This window comes from Kitasatospora sp. MAA19 (assembly GCF_029894125.1).
Lineage (GTDB): Bacteria > Actinomycetota > Actinomycetes > Streptomycetales > Streptomycetaceae > Kitasatospora.
Genome location: NZ_JARXYZ010000032.1, coordinates 66,541 through 86,592 on the forward strand (window position 1 = coordinate 66,541; position 20,052 = coordinate 86,592).

Genomic DNA, 20,052 nt, shown 5'->3' on the forward strand with positions numbered 1-20,052 from the left:
GGTCCATACGATCTCCGCATGGAAGAGCTGCTCCAGCGTTTCTCGACATCGAAACCCGTCGCCTGGCTGACGTCGCGGGCCGTGCTGCTGGCCGCCGCCTGCTTCTACGCGCTGATGCTCTTCTGGACGATGCCGGTCGGTCGGGTCCGGAGCGCCGGCGGCACGTTCCGGTTCCCCGCCCTCGGGCCCGACCAGATGATCGGTCTCTGCGTCGTGCTCGCCCTTCCGATCCTGCTGGTGCGCCGGCTGCCCGCGGCGGTCTTCGCGGCGGTCCTGGGCGAAGCAGCCCTCGGCGACCTCTTCGGCGCGAACCCCTGGATCGTGGTCCTCCTGCTCCCGGTCCTGGCCGGACACCTCGCCGCCCGGCGGCCGACGGCTGCCGCCGTCGCCTCCGTCGCGGCCGTCGCGACCGATTTCGCCGAGCGCACCCTCGGCTACCACCGGGAATCCGTCGGCTTCGCGGCCCCGCGGGCCGGGCAGCTCGCGTTCGTCTTCGCGGTCGCGTGGGTCTTCGGCGGGGTGTACCGCAAACGCGGTGAATACCTCGGAGCCCTGCACGAGCAGACCGCGGCTCGCGCCGTCATGGCCGAGCGGCTGCGGATCGCCCGCGAACTGCACGACAGCGTCGCGCACAGCATCGGGATCATCACGGTGCTGTCGGGAGCGGCGGCGCGGGTCGTGGAGACCAAGCCCGAGCAGACGCGGCAGGCGCTGACCGGCATCGAGACCACCAGCCGGGAGACGCTGCTCGGGCTGCAGCGCATGCTCGGAGCACTCCGCCGCGCCGAGCCCGACGACGCCATGCCGGGGGCCGCTCCGCTGGCGCCGGCCGGCAGCCTGGCCGATATCCCGCGGCTCGCCGAACGCACGGCCGACGCCGGGGTGCGGGTCCACGTGACCTGGCAGGGCGAGCAGCGTCCGCTGCCGCCGGAGATCGAGCTGTCGGCGTTCCGGATCGTCCAGGAGTCGGTGACGAACGTGGTGCGGCATTCCGGTGCGCGGACGTGCCGGGTCGCGGTCGGTTACGAGCCGACAGGAGTGACGATCGAGGTGGTGGACGACGGTCCCGGCGGGCCCGGCCGGCCGAGGCCCCCGGCGGCGGCCGGCGGGAGCGGCTTCGGCCTGCTCGGCATGCGCGAGCGGGTGTCGCTGCTGTCCGGCCAGTTCAGCGCGGGCCGGCGTCCCGAGGGCGGATTCCGGGTGACGGCGAGGCTCCCGGCATGAGCGTGCGGGTACTGCTGGTCGACGACCAGCCACTGATGCTGGTCGGGCTCACGATCCTGATCGGCGACACCGACGACCTGGAGGTGGTCGGCGAGGCCGGCGACGGCCGCGAGGCGGTGCGCCTGGTGCGTGAGCTGCGGCCGGACGTCGTGGTGATGGACATCCGGATGCCGGGCATGGACGGGATCGAGGCGACCCGGCAGGCGACCGCCGAGCCGGACCCGCCCAAGGTGCTGGTGCTGACCACCTTCGACGACGACGAGTACGTCTACGGCGCACTGCGCGCCGGGGCCAGCGGATTCCTGCTCAAGAGCATGGCCCTGGACGCGATCCTGGACGCGATCCGCGTGGTGGCGGCCGGCGACGCGTTGATCGCGCCGAGCGTGACCCGACGGCTGATCGCGGACTTCGCCGGAACGTCCGGCCCCGCGGCCCCCGAACCGGACGCCGAGCCCGCCGCGGACTCAAGTCTCATCGCGGGGATCACCGACCGGGAGCGCGAGGTGCTGGCACTGGTCGGACAGGGACTGTCGAACGGCGAGATAGCCGAGCGGCTGGGGATCAGCGCGGCGACCGCGAAGACGCATGTCGCACGTCTGTTCGCCAAGCTCGAAGCCCGGGACCGCGTCCACCTGGCGATCATCGCCTTCGAAACCGGACTCGTGCCACGTAGACGGTAGGGCAGGACGAGAAGAACAATCGAGACCACGAGTTCGCCGCGTTCCAGATGCGCCAGCACACCCACCTGGCCGCAGCGGGATTCGACTTCCAGGAGTTTGCCGCGAGCGCACGCGCCGACTCTGAAGGCATCCTCCGCCCCGTGAAATGAAGCCGCTGGCCTGCTTCAACAGGCCAGCGGGTCGACTGGCTCCGTTCAGTTGCGCTGGTTGAGGGCCCGAGTCAGGTCCCGGTTGGCCGACCGTGCGGCGTCCAGGTCGGCGCGCGCCTCCTCCAGCTGTCCTGCCAGTTCCACAGTCCGCTGTTCCAGCCGGGTGATGGTGCGTTGGAGTTCGTCGACGTTGGCGGGTGCGCCGAGGCCGGACTCCCGCCACGCCTGTTCCCCCAGGGCTTGGGAGAGCCGCCTCTCCAGTTGCTGGACGCGGGCTGTCAGTCGAGTGTTGCGGGCCTGGGCGTTGGCCAGGTCCGCCTGGAGCGAGGCCCGGCTGACCGGAGAGCTGCCGGCCGGGTCATGGCCGGCGGATTCGAGTTCGGCGGTGTGGATGAGGGCGAGCAGGTCACGGTGCCGGTAGAGGAACGTACGGTCCACTCGGGCCAGGCGGGCGATGCCGGAGACGCTGATCGGGGTGCCGTTCTTCGCGGCGTTCTTGATCGCGTCGGCGACGCGCTGGCGCCTGCGGTCGGTGCCGGCCTGGCGCCCGTCGTGCATGGCGGGGATCATCCGGCGCTCCACGGGCGGATGTCGGGCAGGGGTTGGCGGACCTTCGGCAGGCCGAGCATGACCGTGCGCCCGCGGCGGACCACAGTGACCGCGTCCTCGATCTGCGCGCGGTCCTCGGGGGTGAGGTCGTCCAGGTCGGCTTTGACCCGGGTGATCAGGCGTCGGACCCTGCGGATCTCCTCTTCGGATGGCATGGCTTCCGAGCGGGCCCAGTCGTCGGCCTCGAAGGCGGACATCAGCCGCTCGCGGCTGCGGAGCAGGTCGGCGAGGTAGCGTTCCAGGTCGGGCAGGTAGGAGACGTCGGTGCGGAAGTGGTTGCAGCCGATGCAGCGGAACCGCAGCGGGCAGGCGTGGCCGCCGGCCGCCACGTTGGAGGGTTCCAGGCAGACGCCGTAGGCGGTGGCGACCTCGCCGATCGCCCGGCGTACGTGCTCCGAGTCCAGCAGTCCCTGAACCTTGCGCCAGACACGGTTGCCGTGCCGGTCGAACTGCAGGGCGGTGACGCGGTCGACCGCCTCGCGTTTGCGTTCCTGGCCGACCCGGTAGTAGCCCTCGGTTGTCGACATCTGCCGGTGGTCCATCAAGGCCTGGAGGACGTCCGGGGCGACGCCGGCGTCGGCGTGCCGCTGGGCGTAGGTGTGCCGGTAGGCGTAGGGGAAGACTCTGGCCTTGTCGAACGGCAGCTTGACCGTCATCGGCCGCCCATCGGTCTCCACGACGACTGGCACGAGGAACTCAGGCAGGGCGTTGACCCAGGCGCGGTGCGGCTCGGACAGGTCGGCGATCGGCTTGCGCCCGTCGGGGTTGGCGGCTCGGCGCGGAAGGAGCCTCAGCTCGGACACCGGGCGGTTCGGGTACCGCTGACGCACCCGCTCCTGCTGGGCGGTGATGACCGCAGCCGTCGCCTTGCCGATCGGCAGCCGCCTCCCCGGGCGGTGGCCCTTGAAGTTGTCGTAGACCAGGATCAGAGAGCCGTCAGGGTCACGGGCGAGGCAGTCCCAGCCGAGTTCGCAGATCTCCTCCGGGCGGCGGCCGGTGTCGATCACCAGCTCCGTGGCGACCCTCACCTCGCGGTTGCTGCTCTCCTCCAGGAGGTCCAGGTTCGCGCACAGCTGGCGCATCACCTCGTCGGGCAGGTCACGGCCGGCTTCACCGTCTTCGGGCTCGTCCGGCACATCCTCCTGGTCGAGCATGAAGTCCGCGGGCAGGCCCTCCAGGACTTCTCCGGCGCGGGTCAGGCCGAGGGTGCGGAACCGGGCCAGCACCTGGCGGACGTCGCGGATGATGTGGACGCGCCGGTAGGCGCTGAAGGAGCCGCTCTCCGCGAGGAACGCCGTGCGGTTGCAGAAGTCGACGATGTCCGGCCGCCCCAGGAGGGCCGGAGTGTGCCCGCCGTCCTCGCGCTGCAGGCGCAGGCTCTCGGACAGCACCCCGACGGCGTTCACAACCACCTGGACTGAGTTGCGGACCTGCTTGCCGCGGCGCTTGGGCAGAACGTCGGTGGCCCACATCTTCATCGCCTCGCGCAGAGGTCGCTGGTGGATCCTGGTGAAGAAGAGCTGGCCCCGGTGCCCGAACGCCGTCAGGTCCCAGATGTCCTTGTGCCGTTCGGTCTCGGGTGTCAGCCCCAGCCGGCGAACCGCGGTGCGGGCCCCGCCGAGGAGGGCGGGCCCGTACCCGCCCAGACCGACGAGCTGCTCGGCCAGCTCGGCGTCGGACAGTGTCTCCAGGCAGGGCGTCCCCGCCGCGCGGAGGCGGTCGCAGACCCGGCGCAGCTGGTGGGCCACGGTCTTCGAGCCACCTGCGGTGCGGACCTGGAAGAAGTAGAGCAGCTCGGCGACGAGCCGGTCCGGCAGGCCGCGCATGCTCGCCTCGCGGTTCACCGCCACCGCCGCGGTGGTCCGGCGCCAGGTTGCCTCGTCCTGGTCGAGGGTGCCGTCCAGCCGGGCGTTGCGCAGACGGGTGTAGTGGGCCTGGCAGTAGGGGTTCACGGGCCCCCGGCGCTGGAGGTAGCAGGCGGCAGCCTGGCAGGTTCCGAAGCTCGGCAAGGGCAGCGCCTGGGGAAGCAGCAGGTACTCCTCCACCGGGATCCCGAGTCCATCGCGCTGACCGTGGTGGGCGACGCAGAGGCCGGCGCGGACGGTCTTGCGGGGACGCTCGCACCCAGGGACCCGGCACGGGACATGGCCGACAGAGCGGAAGTGCTCGGTGCGCGGCAAGACCACGAAGTCGTCGATCAGCAGACCGGAGTCCTTCCAGCGCCGGTGGCAGCCCAGGCACAGGGGCTGGTCGACCGTTGTGCCCTTCTGGCAGCCCTCGATGCGGCAGTCCGGCATGCCCAGCACGGGGTGGCTCTTCGGGAAGAAGACCACCCGCAGGTCCCAGTCCCAGCTCAACAGAGCCAGAAAGTGCGGATCCAGAGCGTCGGTGATCTCCCGCGTCCGCGCCTCCGGCTGGCCAGGAGACGAGACAGGCAGGGGCGAGGTCATCAGCACTCTCCCCGCGGGTTCAGGCGCGGGGTGGGAACGCGTTCGACTGCCTCGCGCAGGCGGGACCGGTCGGGGATCAGGTAGGGCTGGGAGGACAGCGGGCTCTTGTGTCCCAGGAGGGCCTGCACTTCGTCCAGCGAGCCGCCCGCGTCGACGACGTTGCTGCCGAACGCCCGCCGGGCCATATGCGGGCCCACGGTGCGGGCCAGCCCCGCACGGTGCGACAGCCGCTCCATCAGCTCGCCGATCGCATCCGGCGGCATCGAAGCACCCAAGGGAGCTCGGAACAGGTTGACCAGCAGGAAGTCGCTGCCACCCGCGCCGAGGGCCTCATGGCGCTCCACGCTGTACTGGTCGAAGGCCTCGACCACCAGAAAGTCCACCGGCATGACCCACGCCGCCTTCGACTTCGACCAGGCGCCGTTCCCGTTCTCCCGGCGCCGCACATGCAGGTGCGCACCGGGGTGCTCGCAGCCCAGCACGCGGGAGTCGGCCAGCAGATGGCAGTCCGCGCGGCGCAGGCCCGCGACCTGGCCACGGCGCAGCCCCACCCGGCCCAGCAGCAGCACGATGAGCCGGTCCCGGGCGTTGCGGCAGGCCAGGAACATCGCCACGAGCTCCTCGTCCGAGGCACGGTCGACATCCGCCTCCGGCTCCTGCAACCGGTGGCGGACCCGCAGACGGTAGAACAGCCCGCCGTCCTCGCCCTGCGCCTCCAGCGGCAGATCCCGACTGTCACCCAGCTCGTAGATCTGCGACAGCGCCGACCGAGGTGCCTCCCCGAGCGACACCGCATGCGCGAGCAGCCCCCGCACCGCAGCTAGGACGGCGTTGACCCGGCGCTCACGCCGCGCTGGCTCTGCACCAGGTCCGAGCAGCAGCACCCCCTCCCCGGCCGGCGGGCGCGACGGCGTGTACTTCAGCCAGACCATGAACAGGCCGAGGTCACGGGCGGCGTCCGGCCAGTGCCGACCGGTCCCGCAGCACCAGCGCAGATAGAGCGCGGCACCACCAGCATGGGCCTTGGTGGTCAGCTCGGCCCGGCTCCTGCCGAACCGCAGGTACCGCAGCCAGTGGTCAGCAACCGGGACAACGTTCAGGTCATCGTCGATGACCGTCCAGTACCGACTGCCCGACGGCAAGACGACAGGAAAGGCCCGCATGTGAAACTCCAGGGTCCGACGGATACGTGCAACAACCCGCCACAGAGCCACACCCCCCGAGAACGAGTCTCAGAGCACCAACGACAACCCTCCGCACCACGTCACACCACGTAGGTGAGACCCCCAGAGAATCACCCGACACAGCGGCCTGGTGACTCGAGTCAACGACGACCCCGACCGTGCCTACTGGACCGAGCGCGGCACCGTCCTGGTGACCAACCTCAAACTCGGTGCAGCCGCGTACGTGTGCGACAAGGCCGTCTACTTCAACGGCGACTGGACCACCACCCTCGCCACCGTCACCCGCGCGATCGGCCTGACTCAGGTCGCCGTCTGACAGCAGTACCCGAAGGGGCCCGTTCCTGGCGTGAGTAGCCAGGAACGGGCCCCTTCTGCGTTTCCGGGTGGACTAGCGCCCGTTACTGTCCGAGGGTCAGTCGACGATCTCCGCGTCCACTGGAGCTGCCGCCACTGCTGCCGCGGCCGTCTTTTTGGCGGTCGCCAAGCGCTTGCCTAGACGTTGCAGCTCGATGTCGAGGTCCTCGAGGTGCTGATGGGCTGCGGCCGGGTCGGCCTCCACTGCAGACTTCAACGCGCGGGGGGCAAGGAGTGAGGTCACCCGCTCTCGCAGTACGGCTGCAGAGCGGCTCAGGTCGCGCAGCTGGGCCACACCTGGCTGCTCCTCGTTCCCGAGGTCAGAAATTTCTGACCCCTGATCGCAGGGGGTGAGGTCAGAAATTTCTGACCCCGCCTTCTGCCCGGGAATGGATGGCGTCGTCAGCTCGGCGGCGAGCTCGACCAACCTGGATGCGGTAGGGCGCTTCTTGCCATGCTCGGCCGCTTCGGCGACGCCGAACTCGACGACCGTGCGGGCCGTCTTCAGGTCATGCGAGGCGATGACCGCAGCCACCGCCTTGCGGGCCGAGGCGCGGCTCAGGTACTGGGTGAGTTCGGGCCCCAGCTCAGCGACCGCCCGCGCCCGAACCGCGTCCTGCATGAGCTCGAAGACGTACTTCTCGTCCACGTCCAGGACCCCGGACGCCCATACAGCGAAGTTCGAGTGGCCAGCGACCACGTGGAGTTCCCGCTCCTGCGCGGTCTCCAGCAGGACGCCCTTGTTGAGTACGACGAAGTCCTCGGCCCGCCGCCCGAGGCCATCGATCTCGATCAGCCGCTCGGTGACATATTCGAGCTGCTCCTTGGGAGTGCCCGTGATGTCCTCGGCGGTGAGCACCCGGCCGCCCGCGAAGACGCTCGGCGTGCCCTGGGCGTCCACAATCGCCGGCAGCGCAGAGGAGGCAGCCTGCTGCTGCAGCTCAGCCGGCACCGCCGGGTCGACTGCGGAGTCTGGGGCCTTCTTCAGTCGGCTAGTGCCAGCCTGGATCAGCTTGTTGGCCATTACAGGGATACTCCCGCTGCCGTGAGGATTCGGTCATAGGCACCTGTAAGCGCCTGAGCTTCCTTGCCGGAGGCCGCAGTGATCGGTACGCAGGCAAAACGCGTCTGCTGGCGCACCGAATGCCGGGGAATCGCGAGATCGTCGCGGTACAGATCCCCGTACGTCTCCGCCAGATAAGCCCCTATGGCGTCCTTCAGGGTGCTGCGCCCGCCGGGAACGATGGAGGGGACGATGCCCACTACCCTCAGGTCCGGGTTCATGCCGAGGTCCCTGACCAGCTTGATGGTCGCGAGGGCCTCCTTGGCGCCGATACGCCCGTCCTCGTCGAGGGTCGCCGGGATGATCACGTCGGTCGCTGCGACGAGGGCCGAGGTCACGAGCTTGCCGCCAGCGCGCGGCGGCAAGTCGAGGACGCCGACCGAGCCAGGCTTTATGGCACCTTTCAGAGCAAGCCGCAGGCGGAACTCCAGTCCGACAGCGACGTTGTCAGTCTCCCGGTTAGCCAGGGCGCGCTCCGCTGCGATCACCTGGACTCCCGGCCACGCGTCGGACGCCGGGGCGAAGGCTTCGGCGGCCAGTCCGGTCTCGCCCTGAGGGTCGAGGGCGAGCAGGTCGTTCATGCTGAAGGCCGGGGCCTCGTCTTCGGAGATGCCAAGCTCAGCGGTGAAGGTGCCGCGGGGGTCGAGGTCTCCGGCGACGACGTCCAGGCCTCGATTGCGGGCAGCGGCTGCCAGGCCGGCTGCCAAGGCGCTCTTGCCGACGCCGCCCTTCTCGCTGTAGACCGCGATCACTCTGCTCATGCCCGGCCCTTCTGACCGTCGAATGCCCAATACACGGAAGGAAGGCTATCTGGGGCCGAGTGCTGCAAAAAACACCACGGGCATGTCACCACGTTGGCGCTCACCGCCAGAGCGTCCACGCATGACCTGATCCTGCGGCTGGATCGGCAGGGCAGTGACTGGACCGACGCGGCACGGATCGGGAGGACGGCCTGCGCCAGCTGGAGGATGCCCCCGTGTCGGCGCTCTACCTGACGCTCACCAGTACCATCACGCGATTCTGGGCGGCGCCAGCCGCCCTGATGCACCCGCACGCCCTTGACGTGCCGTCACCTGTGGGTGGAGCGTCATGCAAAACTGCGCAACCGACTTGGTACGGGAGGGCATCATGACGCTACGGTTCGCCGGGGTGGACCCCAACACCGGCAAGGACGAGAGCCCGATGGTGTGGGTCGACGACGACCAGAAGGAGTTGGTCGTCCAGGGCCTCAAGCCCGGCGCCGAGCTTCTGACGGAGATCGGCACCACCGAGTGGGTACCCGGCCACTCCGTCGGCACCCCCGACCACGAGAACGTGACCCGCATCCCGCTGCGCATGGCGGCGATCATCAGGAAGGCGCTCGACGATGCAGAACGTGACGGCCTTCTCTGAGCTGCTGGCCGGCGCCCGGCACTCCGCGGTGCACCTGGAGATGCGCGACTCCTACGGGATCGCCGGCGAGGCCGCCGAGTTCGAGCAGTTCCAGCGGACCGGTGTGCACCCAGACCTCGATCCCGATGGCGAGGGCTGGTCCGGCTGGGTGTCGATGGTGCGGGCCGCAGTTGCCCGTGGTGTCGTGGTGCGCCGCGCCCGGATCGTCTCCGAGCCGGTCACCGAGTACATCCGCTACGAGCACGCCGGGACCGTGGTCAGCCTCGCGGCCGGCGAGCAGGTCCGCTGGCTCCCGCGCCGCCAGGCCTCCGACCTCGCCCTGCCCGGCAACGACTTCTGGCTGTTCGACGCGACGACCGTCCGCTTCAACCACTTCACCGGCGACGGAGCCTCCGCCGGGCCGGAGATGTGCGAGGACCCCGCCGTCGCCAAGCTCTGCGCCGACGCGTTCGAGGCCGTCTGGGAGCGCGCCATCCCGCACGAGCAGTACACCGTCTGACACCCCGGCCGGACGACCAGCTCCATGCCCCCCTCCCCGTCCTCCAGCGCCCAGGAAGCCCGCCTGACCCTGGCCGCGCGCCTTCGCGAGATCATGCTGGACGCCGGCCTCCAAGGGCAGGAGCTGGCAGCCCTGTGCGGCTGGAACGGCGCCAAGACCTCCCGCATCATCAACGCCAAGACCGCGCCCTCGGACGCCGACATCCGCACCTGGTGCCGCGCCTGCGGCGCCGACGACCAGGCCGCGGACCTGATCGCCGCCAACCGCGCCGTGGACTCCATGTACGTCGAGTGGCGCCGCCTCACCCGCACCGGCCTGCGCCGCCTCCAGGAATCCGCGGCGCCCCTCTACGAGCGCACCCGGCACTTCCGCTCCTACTCCTCCCGCGTCGTACCGGGAGTCCTCCAGACCGAGGCGTACGCCACCGCCCTGCTCGCCACGGTCGCCGACTTCCGCCGAACACCCAACGACGTCGCCGACGCCGTCAAGGCACGCCTGGCCCGCTCCCGCGTCATCCGCACCGGCAACCACCGCTTCGCGATCCTGGTGGAGGAGTCCGTCCTCTACTACCGCCTCGGCACCGTCGAGACGATGGCCGAGCAGCTGGAGCACCTGCGGGCCGCCATGGCGCTGCCGGCCGTCTCGCTCGGCGTCATCCCGTTCACCGCGCAGCGCACCATGTGGCCGGCGGAGACGTTCAACATCTTCGACGACGCCGAGGCCGGCGTGGAACTGCTGTCCGCCCAGGTGACCGTCACCACGCCCAGCGAGCTCACGCTCTACGCCCAGGCGTTCGACCGGCTCAAGACCTTCGCGGTCCACGGCGCGCAGGCACGGGCCCTGATCTCCCGGGCCGCTGACTCCCTGGGGTGAAATCCTGCAAACGCGTGCAAACACGTTGAGTGCCCGGCCGGCCACTCCCTACCGTCGACCCGTCGCCCGCCGTGACGGACCGGACACCCGATCCCCGGCGGGCGAGCTGGGGCCGCTGCGCCCGCCTGTCCCCCCGTCGGGTGGGCGCAGCTGCCACCGCCGACGAGAGAGCGGAGAACCGCCGTGGCCGCGCACCGCATACCCCGCCCACCGGCCACGGCCGCGCCCGGGCAGCGCCGGCGGGTGCGAGGCACCCGGTGACCACGACCGTCGAGACCCCGGCACGGCCCCCGGTCGCCGACTCCGTAAAGGTGCTGCTGCCGTATGAGCCGCGGTCCGCTTCGGCGGCCCGCCGCCTGGTGCGCACCGCGCTGCGCGGGTGGGAGCTGGAGGACCTGGTCGAGGCCGGCGAACTCATCGTCAGCGAGCTGGCCGGCAACGCCGCGAAGACCGGCTGTCGGCGGAAGATGACCGTCACTGTCGAGCGCATCACCGGCCGGTGCGTGCGGATCAGCGTCCGCGACGGCTCCCGCGTCCTGCCCTGTCTGATCGACGCAGGCCCCGCAGTCGAGTCCGGCCGCGGCATGGCCCTGGTCCACCACCTCACCGGCGGGCACTGGGGCGCCACCCCGGAGTCGTACGGCAAGACCGTTCACGCGGACTTGCGCACCCGCGCTCCCGCCCCGGCATAGCCCCAGTGCGCCGGGGCGTCCCTCTACTCCTCCCAGGCTGCGGGAGGGCACCATCACAGCGACGACAAGGAGCTCGGTATGGACATTGACGGTGGCCACGGTGGCGGAGGCTCGGGCGGCGACGGAGGCGGGGGTGACGGGCACCCGGGGACTCCGTGGACGCCTCCGTCCGACCCGCCGTCCCCTGACGGCAGCACCCCGCCCGGGGACGGGGGACACCGCAAGTGACGCTCGCACCTGAGCAGGAGGGCCGCCCCGCGCCGGGGCGGTCCTTCCCCGTCGCCGACGCGTGGGCGCCGGCCTTCGACGCGGTTCCGCGCGCGCTGTTCCTGCCGGACCTGGTGTGGGCGCACGACATGGCCACCGGGAAGAGCCGTCCCGTCGACCGCACCGCCGACGAATCCGGCTGGCTGGCGGCGGCCGCCGCGGACATCCCGATCGTCACCCAGTGGGACGACGGCGAGCACCAGGGCGCCGAGCCCGGCACCGTGCCGACCAGCTCGGCCTCGATGCCGTCGCTGGTCGCCTCGATGCTGGACGACCTGAAGGCCGAGCCGGGCATGCGGGTGCTGGAGCAGGGAACCGGAACCGGCTGGAACGCCGCCCTGCTGGCCCACCGGCTCGGCGACGCGAACGTGACCACGATCGAGGTCGACGCCGCCGTGTCCGCCCAGGCCCGCGCCGCACTCGAGCGCGCCGGCTACCGCCCGCAGGTCGTTTGCGGGGACGGCGCGCCCGGCCACCCACTCGGCGCCCCGTACGACCGGATCACCGCGACGTACGGGCTGCGGGAGATTCCGCGTGCGTGGATCGAGCAGACCCGCCCCGGCGGGCTGATCCTGGCGCCGTTCGGCACCCACTACTCCAACGCCGACGCCCTGGTCCGCCTCACCGTCCAGGCCGATGGCACCGCGTCCGGCCCCTTCCTCCAGCCGGTCGAGTTCATGAAGATGCGCTCCCAGCGCCTGCGGTGGCCCGAGAACCCCGCTGACGGCGGCACCGTCGCCGAGCACACCACCACCGCCGTCCTGCCGCCGCATGGCAAGTTCGACCCGTTCCCGATCGCCACCGGGCTGCGCCTGCGTGACGTCGTCCACGCCATCCAGCCACACCAGGACGGCGCCCGCACTTTGTGGCTCTACTCCCTCACCGTTCCGGCCTGGGCCGCCGCGACCTTCCGCGATGGCGACGCCGTGCACCTGGTACGCCAGTACGGCGGGCGTCGCCTCTGGGACGACTTCGAGCGGACCCTTACCTGGTGGCACGACACGGGTGAGCCCGAAGTCGAGCGTCTCGGACTCACCGTCACCCCGCACGGCTGGCACGCCTGGCTGGACGACCCCGCCCAGGCGATCTGACCGGCCGGCCCGGTCCGGAGCCGCGAGTTCACCTCGCGGCGTCGGACCGGTGTCGAACACCGCCTGCCGCGACTCGTCGGGCGTAGCAGGTGCGGGCGCGCTTTCTGCTGTCACGGCGCTGCGCGGCGGGGCCAGGGGTGTTCGACGTCAGCGGACGTGGTTGATGAAGATCTGCGATCCGTCGTGGAAGTCGATCGTGGCGCCGCGGCCGACTGCCGGAGCGGTGGGCAGGCCGGAGTAGACCTCGACCGCGGCGATCTCGCCCGGGTCGGCGGCGAGGAGCGCGGCGACGAGTGCCCGCTCGACCGAGGCCAGGTGGTTGCCGGGGGCTGGCGCGTCCATCGGGGCGGGCTTGGTGCCGAGGACCGGGGCGGGTTCGGCGTCGTACCACTTTTCGCCGGGGGCGCCGACTCCGATCACCTGCCACAGGGAGGTCCGTCCGCCGGCCTCGACGGCGACGCCGAACGGGTGCCGGGTGTGGCCGGCGTCAGCGAACGTCTTCGCCGACACTCCAGGCAGTCCGGCTGCGGCATCGAGGAGCAGCTGCTGGAATCGGGCAGGGCGCACGGGTGTCCTTCGCCGGGGGAGAGGAGTGATTCACCGTATCCGGGTATGCCCCGGCGGTGACGCCCGCGACTCGGGCCGTTGGGCTGATCCCGGAAGGATCGGCCCGTTCGGCGGCGGAGCAGCTGACGTTTGATCACTCGAACAAATGGTCGAATACTGAGTCTATGACCTCCGCCGTGCCGTTCTCCCGCCCCGTGCGCCCCGAAGGACTGCCTGGAGATGCCGAGTGGGCGCCCCGGGAGCTGATGACGCTGCCCGGCCGCTCGCGGGATGTCCGCAGGTGGCGGCTGGTGGAGATCCGCCTGGGCGGCCGGTGGCGCCCGGCGCTGCTCACGGTGTGGCGCAGGCCTCCCGGGTCGACGGGCTGGGTCGTCCACGTGCGGTGGGACGACGACGCGGCCGAGGCCGGCCCCGGCACGGCCTGGGGCTGGTTCCTCTATTCCGGAGAGACGGTGCGTCCGCTGCCCGAGCCCGGCGGTCCGGCGCCCGCCCGGGCGCCGTTCCACGGAGTGTGGCGGGACGCCATCACGGTGCCCGGCGAGCTCGCGGGCGCGCCCGACCCGGACGGCGCGGACCGGTGCTGGCGACTGGCGTGGGTGCGGGCCGGGGGCGGGTGGCGCTCGGGCGTGGTCACCGCCCGCCGCCGCCCGGGGCCGGACGTGCCGTGGATCGTGCACGCGCGCTGGGGTGAGGACAAGCAGGCCGCCTGGGCGCTCTACGACCCGGCCGCGGTCCGGGTCCTGCCCCGGTCCGACGCCCCCGTCGAAGGGCCCGCAGGGGCTGCGGAGTTCCTCGACGGGACCCCGGTCCGCGACCGTGGACACACGGCCCCGGAGACGGCCGGATGAGGCTCACCGCCGCCCCGGATCCCGACGTGTCCGGACCCTCGCTGCCCGAGCCGGACACAGACGAGCGGCGCCGACTGAAGCTGGCCGGCCTGATGGAAGAGACCGCCCCGGCAGCCCGCGCCCGCGAGGCCCGGGCGGCCGTCCTGCCGGTGCTGGAGCCGCTGCGCCCGCTGCTGCCGCACGGCGGCCTCGCAAAGGGCACCGTCACCGAGGCCCCCGACATGAGCCTGCTGCTGGCCCTCGCCGCAGGTCCCGCGACCGCCGACCCGCACGCCTGGACCGCGGTGGTGGGCCTGCCCGACCTCGGCCTGGCCGCGGCCGCCGGCTACGGCCTCGACCTGCGCCGCCTCGTCGTCGCCGACCACCCCGGTGACGACCACTACGCCGAGGTCCTGACCACGCTCGCCGCAGCCTGCCCCGTGATCCTCGCCGCCGCCCCACCCCGCCGCCTGCCGCCCCGCACCGCGGACCGGCTCGCCGCCCACCTGCGCCGCGCCGGCACTGTTCTGCTCACCCCCGGCCCCTGGCCCGGCGCCCAGCTGCGCCTGGAGGTGACCGCGAAGGAGTGGATCGGTCTGGGGGACGGGTACGGCCAGCTCACCGCCCGGCGTGCCGAGGTACAGGCGGTCGGGCGCGGGCCGTCGGCCCGGCCGCGGCGCGCACAACTGTGGCTGCCGGACGAGGGCGGCGGTGTCCGCCAGGTTTCCACGGCAGCCGCCACCGAGGCCACGCCGCTGCTGCCGACCGCGGCAGCGCTGGCCTAGCCGAAGCGGTGGGACGAGCCTCGGCTGGGTGGTGGCTTACGCCGGTTCTCGAGCCTGCCTGGCTTAGCACGGGGTTGCCCGGGTCTCTGCTGCCGGATGCGCTTGGCCGACTGAGGCCGGCCGAGATGGGCGGTGTGTGGGCGGGCTGTTGCCTTGAAGCCCGCTGGTGGGGTTGGCAACAGCGCGCGTTGCGCGGTGCCTGGGAGTGGCGGCCGCTGATTGCGGCTGTGCGAAGGCGCTTCGGGGCCGACAGTCGCACCCTCAGTACCGAAGATTGCGTTTCGTTGACCTTGGCGGGTGCAAGGAGTCAGGCGTACCGGAACATTCAGGCTGGAATTCGGAACTACCCAAGCTGCTACCTGATCGAATGCTTTCGCTTCTGATCGAGTCGTTCGAATTCTTTCCGATCGATGGCAGCTAAGCGGATCAGCCGTTAACGCGTTGGGGTGATCGCGTTGTAATGTCGCGAATACGGAGAGCCCCGGCAGGCCTGAGAAACCGATAGCGCCGGGGCTCTACGCAACAACATCACTCGATCAAGGAGCTCTCGTGAGTCCTGACCGGATCCGGTACCTGGCCGCCTTGCGACAGTTTGGCCGTGGCACCGAAACTAACATGCCTCTGCAGTTGGGCGGGGAAACGTCCGAGGCCATTGCCATGTGGGTACATCTGAAAGGCGGGCTCCTCGTAGCGGTCCCGGGCGCGCTCTTCGCCCTCGCTGCGGGGGCCGCTCCCGGGCTCGGGCTGTCGGCCCTGCTGTGCGCCGCTGGGACTGTCGCTAACGCCTCCCACGTCAGCTACCTGCGCCGTCGCACCTGAGAATCCGACGCGGCCCGCCCGCTTCGTGGCCTCGCCGCAGCGGGCGGGCGAGCGTACTGCCATTGCGCTGGTGAAATGCAATCCGTACGCGCAATTCTGGATCATCGGGCATCCGCGAACGAAATCCCTCGCAGGGCTCACCCGTTTGCGTTACCCCGAACTGTTTCGAGGAACGGAAAATGACCCAGCCGACAGGGCCGAGCCAGGCCTGTGACCACTGTGGCACCATGTTCACGCTCAGCTCCCGCGGGCGCCGACGCCGCTTCTGTACCGACAAGTGCCGTTCCGCCGCGCACCGCAAGACGAAGGCCCCGCCGAAGGCACCGTCGCCGACCGTGGACCCGATGGTCATTCACATCGCCGAGGGCCTGATGGCAACCGCGCGGCGTCTGCAGAACGTCGCGAAGTCCGCCGATCCCGCGCTCGGAGACTTCGCCGAACTCACGATCGTCGCCGAGATCGGCAAGGAGTACCACGAACTGCTCAATGCCGTCGTCCTCCAGGCACGCCTGCGCAAGGTCCGATGGCCGGCCATCGCCAAGATCCTCGGCGTCAGTACCGAGACCGCACGCACCCGCTGGGAGGAGGCGAAGGTCACCCGCCTGCTGGCACGCCGTAGCGAACGAGGACGGCGGACCGCACGCCCGAGGGGTTCCGGTTCCTGGCAGCGTGGTTCCCGCAACCGGCGTTCGGCAGCCACCACTCTCGATGCCCAGGCCCGGCTCGCCAGTGCCCTGTCCCACCTGCAGCGCTCCTCCGGTAACTCCATGCGCAAAATCGCCGAGGTGGCCGGGGTCTCTACCTCCTACATCTCCCGCGCGGTCAGCGGCGAGCGCATGCCCCGCTGGGACGTGGTGCACTCGTTCGCCCGGTCCTGCGGTGCGCACCCCGAGCAGTTGCGCGTGCTGTGGGAGGAGGCCAACGGCAAACCCACGGCCCGGCCGTTCTTCGCAGGCAGGCCGAAGGCATACGACCACGCCCTGTTCCAGCTCACATCCGCGCTCCAGGGCCTTCACCTCGGCGCCGGCCGCCCCACCCCACAGTTCATCGCCGAGCGGTCCTCGCGCCCCCTGACCGCCGCTCAGGCCACCGCCGTCCTGTCCGGCCTCAAGCTGTCGTCGTGGCCGGACATCGCAGCGGTGATCACTGTCCTCCAAGGCCCGCCCGAGGTCATCAGACCCTTGTGGGAATGCCTCCAGCTGGCGGAAAACCCGGAGTGGACACCCGAGAACCCGCTCCCTCCGTCAACGGTATCTGACACGGAGCTCAGCACCCTGCCCGCAGAGTCCTTCTGACCACCCGGCCGCGGCACGGGACCGCATGCCGCAGCCCGCAAACCGCCCCGTCCATCCCCACACCTTTAGGAGGCAGCATGCCGCCGACTCGGCAGGGGGGCCGACCGCGCCAGCCGACACGGCCCGCCCGGGTCGGACCGTGGGCGCTCCGCGACCTCCACTACGACCGGTACCTCCAGTACGCCACCCTCCTCCTGCCTGCCGCCGACGCCTGCAACGCCATCAGAGAGGCCTTCGACGAACTTGCCGACAGCTGGCCCCGCGTCCTGGCCGCCCCCAGCCCGGCCGCCTGCGCCTGGCAAACCGTCCGCCATCGTGTCCGAACGTTGGCCGGACCTCTGAAACCCGTAGCCCACCTGAGCGATCCTCAGCAGGACGTCCTCGTCCTGCACCTCGTCCTCGACCTGCCCGAGACCGAGGTCGCCGAACTCACCGGAACCGACCCGGCAGCTGTACACATGCACCTGTGCTCTGTTCGCGCGGCCCACCGCCACCAGCTGTGACCCGCTGCTGACGGGGGAGGGGATCCCCAACGTTCCCGCTCGCCACCTGCAACCCTGGGCTTGTGCCAATGACGGCTGAGATCCTGACCAGGACGGACGAGATCGGGCTGCGTCGCACAACCGCATGTTGGAGACGGCCGGCCTGCCGTCCGACCCAGGCCAGCTGTCGTAAGCGCCTGTCGTGGGTTCATCCGTTCCGCCTCAGGCGCTGCGTTCCAGGGACCGCCACCGATGTCGCGCCCGGCGGCAACGGCGGCAACGGCGGCGTCCAGGCCACCATCGGCACCCTGTACGAAATCGAACAGCGCACCGTCCGAATCCCCGCAGGCGTGGCCGACTGGATCGCCGAGCTGTTGCGTGAGGAGGCCCAGGTGCTGGAGGAGGTCGGCCACCGGGCTGCCGACCGCGACCAGGACGACGACCAGGGCGTCGCCGTCGAGCCGGCATGGTGGTGACCCCGGTCCTCCTGTTCGCGTCCTGCGTGTCGGTGCCGGCTGGAATGCTGGCCGGCATGGACGACGAGACGCTGATGCGAGGCCGGGTGTACGGGGCCGACCACGACGACCCGAACCCCGGCCCTCGCCTGGGGCACGAGTACCGCGAGCTCGTCGGCGGCCCGCTGGACGGCCTCCTCCTGGACGTCACCGGCTGGGACGCCGGACAGCTCGCCGACGGCGCCGCGCTCTCCACGGAGATCGGTTCCTACGGTGCCGGCGGCCGTGCCCACTACGAACCCCGCCGTGCGGACCCGTCCCGCTGGGACTGGGCCGGCGACACTCCCTGACCGAGCACCGCGGTGTCCGCCCACGCACACTGGAAGGACCGGTCCGCGCCCGAACCCCCGAGCGGGCAGCGGACCGGTCCCCAGGTGTCAGTGCCAGGTCACCTCGACATGCTGTGCCAGGAACAGCAGCGTGGCGACGAACACCCCGGAGCCGGCATTCGCCAGCACCGCGCCGAGCATCCGACCCGGATCACGCCAGGCCGGCCGCTCCTGCCCCGCCGCCTGGGGCCTGCCGTTCGTGCCGCCGGTGCGCGGCGCCGTGTTCCGGCGCCGAGAAGAGCGATTGGTCATGATGGTTCCCCTCCGAGTCGTGGGTGGCTGACACAGACTCAGCGGCGTACGCGACGTTCCGGTGTACGCGGCGCCCCGGGTAGGGCCGGGCGGGTCCGTGACACCGGACCGTAGGCGGCTGAGGGCGCTGGTCAAGGGGCGCCGGAAAAGGATTTTCGGCTGGGGCGGCAGGTGCGTCTGGGCGGCGAAAGCGGCGGGGACTACACGACCCTGTCGGCCGGTCAACCCCCGCTGACCTGTGGGGCTGGCCGGGAACACGATGGTGGCCTCCACCTCCTGAGCAGGGTGTGGAGGCCACGGGTTCGTGGTGTGACGGTCAGGGCGACGGCGGGCCGGGGCGCTACTGCGTGCGGCCGCGAGCACGCGCGGGCGGGCGTCGCCGTCCCGGGTGACCGGACCCCCGGGACGGTGCCATGGCCTACTGCCCGGTGCCGGCCGCGGGCGGCGCGACCGCTTCGCCGCCGGCGCGGACGGCGTCTAGGACACGCTGGTGATACTGGGCCAGGGATTCGCCGGCGGTCAGGGGAGCGGGTGTGCCGGTGAGTGTGTACCACTCGTCGGCGCCGCGGTACTGGACCGCGACCCACGCTTGCCCTTTCGGGAATGCGGTGGTGACGACGGTGAGCTCGCCGGTGATGCAGCCGACCTCCTCGGTCATCACCCCGCCGGGCCCGGCGGTCACGTGCGCCTGGTGGCGCTCGGCGTCCGGCGGGACGCTCACTGGCCGCAGGTGTCGAGCATGTCGGACAGGGCCCGCTTCTCGGGCCCGGTGATGTTCAGCTGGTAGTGGCTCTTCACCTCGACCCAGGCCCGCGAGTAGGTGCACCAGTACGACCGCAGCGGCGGCCGCCAGGCCTCCGGCCCCTTGTCGCCCTTCGACCTGTTGCTGACCGCGGACACCGCGACCAGCTGAGGCTCCACCAGGTCATTCGCAAACTTCTTCCTCGTACTGGTGTCCCAGAGATCGGCACCGACTGGCGGGGAGCGTCATTCGGAACGCGCGATATTCCCTGAGAGGCCAGAGCTGGGGTACTCCAGTATCTCGAGCCAAGCGGCCACCTCCAGGGACTGCTGTAGAGCGGCTTCGAAGAGGTCGGGGTTGGCCTCGGTCAGGGTGCGGTAGTGGTCGGTGGCTTCCTGAGCGACGGCCAGCCCCTTCTTGTGCTGGCCGAGTTCACCGAGGATCCCGGCAAGGTTGTTGAGGGCCATGGCGAGGTCGGGCAGGTAGGCGTCCGGGTTGGTGGCTGTGAGGGCGCGGTAGTGGTCGGTGGCTTCCTGAGCGACGGCCAGCCCCTTCTTGTGCTGGCCGAGTTCACCGAGGTTCACGGAAAGGTTGTTGAGGGCGCCGGCGAGGTCGGGCAGGTAGGCGTCCGGGTTGGTGGCTGTGAGGGCGCGGTAGTGGTCGGTGGCTTCCTGAGCGACGGCCAGCCCCTCCTCCTGCTGGCCGAGTTCACCGAGCCGGTTGGAGAGGTTGTTGAGGGCCATTGCGAGGTCGGGCAGGTAGGCGTCCGGGTTGGTGGCTGTGAGGGCGCGGTAGTGGTCGGTGGCTTCCTGGGCGGCGGCCAGCCCCTCCTCCTGCTGGCCGAGTTCACCGAGCCGGTTGGAGAGGTTGTTGAGGGCCATTGCGAGGTCGGGCAGGTAGGCGTCCGGGTTG

Annotated in this window: 23 protein-coding genes and 1 pseudogene; 14 read left to right on the plus strand and 10 right to left on the minus strand. The window is 71.0% G+C overall.

Annotated features, from left to right (window positions below; all coding sequences use genetic code 11):
- The first annotated feature begins 18 nt into the window (after window positions 1-18).
- Together P3T27_RS33070 and P3T27_RS33075 are read left to right on the plus strand one after the other, a co-directional pair.
- Window positions 19-1,224, plus strand: a complete 1,206-nt coding sequence (locus tag P3T27_RS33070) for a sensor histidine kinase (RefSeq protein ID WP_280684957.1) — start codon at window positions 19-21, stop codon at window positions 1,222-1,224.
- Window positions 1,221-1,904 (plus strand): response regulator transcription factor, encoded by a 684-nt coding sequence (locus P3T27_RS33075; RefSeq protein WP_280684958.1) that lies wholly within the window; start codon window positions 1,221-1,223, stop codon window positions 1,902-1,904. The genes P3T27_RS33070 and P3T27_RS33075 overlap by 4 nt, the downstream gene beginning before the upstream one ends.
- A 194-nt stretch (window positions 1,905-2,098) precedes the next feature.
- Here P3T27_RS33075 and P3T27_RS33080 read toward each other — a convergent pair whose 3' ends face one another.
- Genes P3T27_RS33080 through P3T27_RS33090 form a run of 3 tightly spaced genes read right to left on the minus strand, consistent with a single transcriptional unit; the run spans window position 2,099 to window position 6,275 of the window.
- On the minus strand, window positions 2,099-2,623 hold the full coding sequence (locus tag P3T27_RS33080) for a DUF6262 family protein (RefSeq protein WP_280684959.1): 525 nt from the start codon (window positions 2,621-2,623) through the stop codon (window positions 2,099-2,101).
- Window positions 2,620-5,112: a tyrosine-type recombinase/integrase gene (locus P3T27_RS33085; protein ID WP_280684960.1), complete on the minus strand. Its 2,493-nt coding sequence runs from the start codon at window positions 5,110-5,112 to the stop codon at window positions 2,620-2,622. The genes P3T27_RS33080 and P3T27_RS33085 overlap by 4 nt, the downstream gene beginning before the upstream one ends.
- Complete coding sequence (locus P3T27_RS33090) at window positions 5,112-6,275, minus strand: site-specific integrase (RefSeq protein WP_280684961.1); 1,164 nt, start codon at window positions 6,273-6,275, stop codon at window positions 5,112-5,114. Before P3T27_RS33090 ends, P3T27_RS33085 begins: the two co-directional genes overlap by 1 nt.
- A 151-nt stretch (window positions 6,276-6,426) precedes the next feature.
- Between P3T27_RS33090 and P3T27_RS33095 the strand changes: the two genes are divergently transcribed.
- Window positions 6,427-6,612 (plus strand): hypothetical protein, encoded by a 186-nt coding sequence (locus tag P3T27_RS33095; RefSeq protein WP_280684962.1) that lies wholly within the window; start codon window positions 6,427-6,429, stop codon window positions 6,610-6,612.
- A gap of 96 nt (window positions 6,613-6,708) precedes the next feature.
- Here P3T27_RS33095 and P3T27_RS33100 read toward each other — a convergent pair whose 3' ends face one another.
- Together P3T27_RS33100 and P3T27_RS33105 are read right to left on the minus strand one after the other, a co-directional pair.
- Window positions 6,709-7,674, minus strand: coding sequence for a hypothetical protein (locus tag P3T27_RS33100; protein WP_280684963.1), 966 nt, complete (start codon window positions 7,672-7,674; stop codon window positions 6,709-6,711).
- A complete protein-coding gene (locus P3T27_RS33105; RefSeq protein WP_280684964.1) occupies window positions 7,674-8,474 on the minus strand; it encodes a ParA family protein in 801 nt (266 codons plus the stop codon). Before P3T27_RS33105 ends, P3T27_RS33100 begins: the two co-directional genes overlap by 1 nt.
- 367 nt (window positions 8,475-8,841) lie before the next feature.
- Here P3T27_RS33105 and P3T27_RS33110 point away from each other — a divergent pair, with 367 nt between their 5' ends.
- The 5 genes from P3T27_RS33110 (at window position 8,842) to P3T27_RS33130 (ending at window position 12,527) form a co-directional block, all read left to right on the plus strand.
- On the plus strand, window positions 8,842-9,105 hold the full coding sequence (locus P3T27_RS33110; protein ID WP_280684965.1) for a hypothetical protein: 264 nt from the start codon (window positions 8,842-8,844) through the stop codon (window positions 9,103-9,105).
- Window positions 9,080-9,604 (plus strand): DUF6879 family protein, encoded by a 525-nt coding sequence (locus P3T27_RS33115; protein WP_280684966.1) that lies wholly within the window; start codon window positions 9,080-9,082, stop codon window positions 9,602-9,604. Before P3T27_RS33110 ends, P3T27_RS33115 begins: the two co-directional genes overlap by 26 nt.
- 24 nt (window positions 9,605-9,628) lie before the next feature.
- Window positions 9,629-10,477 carry a helix-turn-helix transcriptional regulator gene (locus P3T27_RS33120; protein WP_280684967.1) on the plus strand — a complete coding sequence of 283 codons (849 nt, stop codon included), beginning with the start codon at window positions 9,629-9,631 and terminating at the stop codon, window positions 10,475-10,477.
- Window positions 10,478-10,734: 257 nt separating this feature from the next.
- Entirely contained in the window at window positions 10,735-11,169 is a 435-nt protein-coding gene (locus tag P3T27_RS33125) for an ATP-binding protein (RefSeq protein WP_280684968.1), read from the plus strand.
- A 224-nt stretch (window positions 11,170-11,393) separates the two neighbouring features.
- Window positions 11,394-12,527 (plus strand): methyltransferase domain-containing protein, encoded by a 1,134-nt coding sequence (locus P3T27_RS33130; RefSeq protein ID WP_280684969.1) that lies wholly within the window; start codon window positions 11,394-11,396, stop codon window positions 12,525-12,527.
- Window positions 12,528-12,674: 147 nt separating this feature from the next.
- Here the strand turns inward: P3T27_RS33130 and P3T27_RS33135 are convergent, their stop codons facing one another.
- A complete protein-coding gene (locus P3T27_RS33135; RefSeq protein ID WP_280684970.1) occupies window positions 12,675-13,094 on the minus strand; it encodes a hypothetical protein in 420 nt (139 codons plus the stop codon).
- Between the two features lie 164 nt (window positions 13,095-13,258).
- On the opposite strand from P3T27_RS33135, the gene P3T27_RS33140 reads away from it, so the two are divergent.
- From P3T27_RS33140 to P3T27_RS33165, 6 genes are all read left to right on the plus strand, one after another.
- Entirely contained in the window at window positions 13,259-13,942 is a 684-nt protein-coding gene (locus P3T27_RS33140; protein ID WP_280684971.1) for a hypothetical protein, read from the plus strand.
- Window positions 13,939-14,706: a hypothetical protein gene (locus P3T27_RS33145; RefSeq protein ID WP_280684972.1), complete on the plus strand. Its 768-nt coding sequence runs from the start codon at window positions 13,939-13,941 to the stop codon at window positions 14,704-14,706. The genes P3T27_RS33140 and P3T27_RS33145 overlap by 4 nt, the downstream gene beginning before the upstream one ends.
- Window positions 14,707-15,752: 1,046 nt before the next feature.
- The gene (locus tag P3T27_RS33150) at window positions 15,753-16,820 is read left to right on the plus strand and encodes a helix-turn-helix transcriptional regulator (RefSeq protein ID WP_280684973.1); all 1,068 of its coding nucleotides are present in this window, start codon (window positions 15,753-15,755) and stop codon (window positions 16,818-16,820) included.
- 77 nt (window positions 16,821-16,897) lie between these two features.
- Window positions 16,898-17,323 carry a sigma factor-like helix-turn-helix DNA-binding protein gene (locus P3T27_RS33155; protein WP_280684974.1) on the plus strand — a complete coding sequence of 142 codons (426 nt, stop codon included), beginning with the start codon at window positions 16,898-16,900 and terminating at the stop codon, window positions 17,321-17,323.
- 68 nt (window positions 17,324-17,391) lie between these two features.
- Entirely contained in the window at window positions 17,392-17,778 is a 387-nt protein-coding gene (locus P3T27_RS33160) for a hypothetical protein (protein WP_280684975.1), read from the plus strand.
- Between the two features lie 56 nt (window positions 17,779-17,834).
- Window positions 17,835-18,107: a hypothetical protein gene (locus tag P3T27_RS33165; RefSeq protein WP_280684976.1), complete on the plus strand. Its 273-nt coding sequence runs from the start codon at window positions 17,835-17,837 to the stop codon at window positions 18,105-18,107.
- A gap of 87 nt (window positions 18,108-18,194) precedes the next feature.
- Here P3T27_RS33165 and P3T27_RS33170 read toward each other — a convergent pair whose 3' ends face one another.
- The 4 genes and pseudogenes from P3T27_RS33170 to P3T27_RS33185 all read right to left on the minus strand — a co-directional run.
- A complete protein-coding gene (locus P3T27_RS33170) occupies window positions 18,195-18,398 on the minus strand; it encodes a hypothetical protein (protein WP_280684977.1) in 204 nt (67 codons plus the stop codon).
- Between the two features lie 418 nt (window positions 18,399-18,816).
- Window positions 18,817-19,056 carry a hypothetical protein gene (locus tag P3T27_RS33175; RefSeq protein WP_280684981.1) on the minus strand — a complete coding sequence of 80 codons (240 nt, stop codon included), beginning with the start codon at window positions 19,054-19,056 and terminating at the stop codon, window positions 18,817-18,819.
- Between the two features lie 59 nt (window positions 19,057-19,115).
- Window positions 19,116-19,319: a hypothetical protein gene (locus P3T27_RS33180; RefSeq protein ID WP_348534171.1), complete on the minus strand. Its 204-nt coding sequence runs from the start codon at window positions 19,317-19,319 to the stop codon at window positions 19,116-19,118.
- Window positions 19,320-19,385: 66 nt separating this feature from the next.
- Window positions 19,386-20,052, minus strand: a pseudogene (locus P3T27_RS33185) (hypothetical protein); the annotation flags it as partial.

Coding starts and splice junctions, on each gene's coding strand:
- P3T27_RS33075 (WP_280684958.1), top strand. CDS start 1,221: ATGAGCGTGCGGGTACTGCTGGTCGACGACCAGCCACTGATGCTGGTC.
- P3T27_RS33080 (WP_280684959.1), bottom strand. CDS start 2,623: ATGATCCCCGCCATGCACGACGGGCGCCAGGCCGGCACCGACCGCAGG.
- P3T27_RS33145 (WP_280684972.1), top strand. CDS start 13,939: ATGAGGCTCACCGCCGCCCCGGATCCCGACGTGTCCGGACCCTCGCTG.
- P3T27_RS33175 (WP_280684981.1), bottom strand. CDS start 19,056: ATGACCGAGGAGGTCGGCTGCATCACCGGCGAGCTCACCGTCGTCACC.
- P3T27_RS33120 (WP_280684967.1), top strand. CDS start 9,629: ATGCCCCCCTCCCCGTCCTCCAGCGCCCAGGAAGCCCGCCTGACCCTG.
- P3T27_RS33105 (WP_280684964.1), bottom strand. CDS start 8,474: ATGAGCAGAGTGATCGCGGTCTACAGCGAGAAGGGCGGCGTCGGCAAG.
- P3T27_RS33155 (WP_280684974.1), top strand. CDS start 16,898: ATGCCGCCGACTCGGCAGGGGGGCCGACCGCGCCAGCCGACACGGCCC.
- P3T27_RS33140 (WP_280684971.1), top strand. CDS start 13,259: ATGACCTCCGCCGTGCCGTTCTCCCGCCCCGTGCGCCCCGAAGGACTG.
- P3T27_RS33165 (WP_280684976.1), top strand. CDS start 17,835: ATGGACGACGAGACGCTGATGCGAGGCCGGGTGTACGGGGCCGACCAC.
- P3T27_RS33110 (WP_280684965.1), top strand. CDS start 8,842: ATGACGCTACGGTTCGCCGGGGTGGACCCCAACACCGGCAAGGACGAG.
- P3T27_RS33115 (WP_280684966.1), top strand. CDS start 9,080: ATGCAGAACGTGACGGCCTTCTCTGAGCTGCTGGCCGGCGCCCGGCAC.
- P3T27_RS33150 (WP_280684973.1), top strand. CDS start 15,753: ATGTTCACGCTCAGCTCCCGCGGGCGCCGACGCCGCTTCTGTACCGAC.
- P3T27_RS33070 (WP_280684957.1), top strand. CDS start 19: ATGGAAGAGCTGCTCCAGCGTTTCTCGACATCGAAACCCGTCGCCTGG.
- P3T27_RS33160 (WP_280684975.1), top strand. CDS start 17,392: ATGACGGCTGAGATCCTGACCAGGACGGACGAGATCGGGCTGCGTCGC.
- P3T27_RS33170 (WP_280684977.1), bottom strand. CDS start 18,398: ATGACCAATCGCTCTTCTCGGCGCCGGAACACGGCGCCGCGCACCGGC.
- P3T27_RS33090 (WP_280684961.1), bottom strand. CDS start 6,275: ATGCGGGCCTTTCCTGTCGTCTTGCCGTCGGGCAGTCGGTACTGGACG.
- P3T27_RS33100 (WP_280684963.1), bottom strand. CDS start 7,674: ATGGCCAACAAGCTGATCCAGGCTGGCACTAGCCGACTGAAGAAGGCC.
- P3T27_RS33085 (WP_280684960.1), bottom strand. CDS start 5,112: ATGACCTCGCCCCTGCCTGTCTCGTCTCCTGGCCAGCCGGAGGCGCGG.